This window comes from Methylobacterium sp. WL7 (assembly GCF_008040085.1).
Classification (GTDB): Bacteria; Pseudomonadota; Alphaproteobacteria; order Rhizobiales; family Beijerinckiaceae; genus Methylobacterium; species Methylobacterium mesophilicum.
In genome coordinates this window covers 1-1,860 of record NZ_VRVG01000292.1, presented here as the reverse complement: position 1 = coordinate 1,860, position 1,860 = coordinate 1, and the positions used below count along the sequence as shown (strand labels likewise).

Genomic DNA, 1,860 nt, shown 5'->3' with positions numbered 1-1,860 from the left:
ACCCAATGTGGTCGGGCACGGCTCTAGACGAGGATCTGAGGCTTTTTCCGCTGAAGCCGGCCCGGTGCTCGGCGCATCGGGGGCGCCGAAGATCCACGACCTTTCGAGATCGAGGCTCAGCGCTGGACCGCCTCGATGTCGTCCTCGAAGATCGAATCAGGCTGGCAGGCGTGCCAGTCCTTCTTCTCGTCGCTCTGCCCTTTGCGGCCCCAGCAATAGCCGGCCTGAGCCAGGCGTCCGCTCAGCCGGTCCCGGAGCCGGCACTGCTCCCGGATCACGGCAGGATCGCCGGATCCCTCGCATCCGAGCGCGGCCTTCGCCTCCGCTGTCAGCAGCTCGGGCACCGTGGGCGGCTGTTGCTGCGCGAGCGCAACCCCGGCAGCCATGACGAGGGTAAGGGCGGCGAGGGCGGTGCGCATCCCGGCACGATACAGGCAGGCGCAGTTCTGTCGAGACGACGATCGCGGCGTGCGGGCGCCGCGGGTGGTCCGCGTGCGAGGGCGCGCGGTGATTCCGCGTGCGAGGGCGCGCGGTGATCACGGGGATTCGCATCTCGGAGGTTCGCTGCCGGTGGTGGACGCTATCGTCCGCGCAGGAAGAAGAACCAGATCAGGATGAGGACGGGGATCGGCACCCCGATCAACCACAGCAGACCACCCGTCAGCATCGCGCTCTCCCTGAACTCTCCCAAGAGCAACCCCGTGCGGAGCGGGACCGTTCCGGGAGGCCGGCGGAGCGGCCCGCGCCCGGTCGTCAGAAGGTCGCGACCAGCGCCACGCCGACGACCATCAGGAGGCCGCCGAGGATCCGCCACAGGCCGGCGGGATGCGTCTCGAAGCCGACCCAGCCGAAATGGTCCAGCACGATCGAGGTGACCACTCCCGAGGTGACGAGAAGGCCGAGGAACGGCGCGGCCCCGATCTGCCGCGCCACGATGAACTGCGCCAGGATGATGCAGCCGCCCAGGATACCGCCGAACCACGCCCACCAGGGCATCGCCATAACCTGGTCCGCCGTGGGCCAGGTGAGCCTGCCGGAGAGGAGGCCGACCACGAGGATGCAGGTGGCGGTCCCGGCGGCCACCACGAGCCCCGCGGTCAGCGATTCGGCCAGCCCTTTAGAGAGCGCCCCGTTCTGCCCGGCCTGGACGGCGTTGGCGACGCCTGCCAGCAGCACGAAGCCGTAGAGGTACCACATAGCTGAGATCCCGATCTGTGACGGCGGGTCGGCGACGCGGTCGGGGCTGCGGCGGCGCACCACCGCGGTCGGCGACCTCTCATCCTGCCGCGGCGACCGCGCGGAGCCGGTCCGACGGGGTGTCGGATGCCTGTCAGGCCGCCCCGTCGGCCTGCGGTCCGGCGGCGTCCATGCGGTCGGCCAACTCCTGGACGACCTCGTGAACGAGGGGCGGCCAGGGGACGTTGTTGTCCTGAAGGAGCCGCGCCGCACCCACCAGCGCGGCCAGTTGATCGCCCGAGATCGAGCGCCCCATGATCTGCGAGGCCAGCATCTGCTCCGCCAGGGCCGTCGAGAGGCGCAGAACCTCCGGCATCCGGGCCGCCTGGGGATCGGAATCCGGGATGGAATGCGCGTCGGGGTCCCTGTCGGTCATGTCAGCTCCCCTTCGCCTCCCAGCGGCGCGCTAGTGGGATGAATACGGGTTCGGAAGCAGGCATGTTCCATCGCCGATCGGTGGCGTTGCCCGAGGGCATGACAATCGGGCCCGGATCGAAAGCAGATGTTGCCGAATAGTCGACGTTTTCAGGCCGAATACCGGCGATCGACCGGCCCCCGGCCCGGTCGGCGCGGCTTTTCTTGCCTGCGACCCACCGGGCTGGCGACGGCGGGCGTCCGTTGAAG

At 69.7% G+C, this 1,860-nt stretch carries 4 protein-coding genes; all 4 read right to left on the bottom strand.

The genetic code is table 11. The features are described from left to right. Nucleotides 1-116: 116 nt before the first annotated feature. Nucleotides 117-419, bottom strand: coding sequence for a hypothetical protein (locus tag FV233_RS29305; RefSeq protein WP_147856085.1), 303 nt, complete (start codon nucleotides 417-419; stop codon nucleotides 117-119). Between the two features lie 334 nt (nucleotides 420-753). Next, a complete protein-coding gene (locus FV233_RS29300; RefSeq protein ID WP_147856089.1) occupies nucleotides 754-1,197 on the bottom strand; it encodes a DMT family transporter in 444 nt (147 codons plus the stop codon). Nucleotides 1,198-1,330: 133 nt separating this feature from the next. Then, a complete protein-coding gene (locus FV233_RS29295; RefSeq protein WP_147899622.1) occupies nucleotides 1,331-1,612 on the bottom strand; it encodes a hypothetical protein in 282 nt (93 codons plus the stop codon). A gap of 1 nt (nucleotide 1,613) precedes the next feature. Beyond that, a partial coding sequence (locus tag FV233_RS30995; protein ID WP_210249521.1) for a hypothetical protein occupies nucleotides 1,614-1,860 on the bottom strand: 247 nt, incomplete at its 5' end.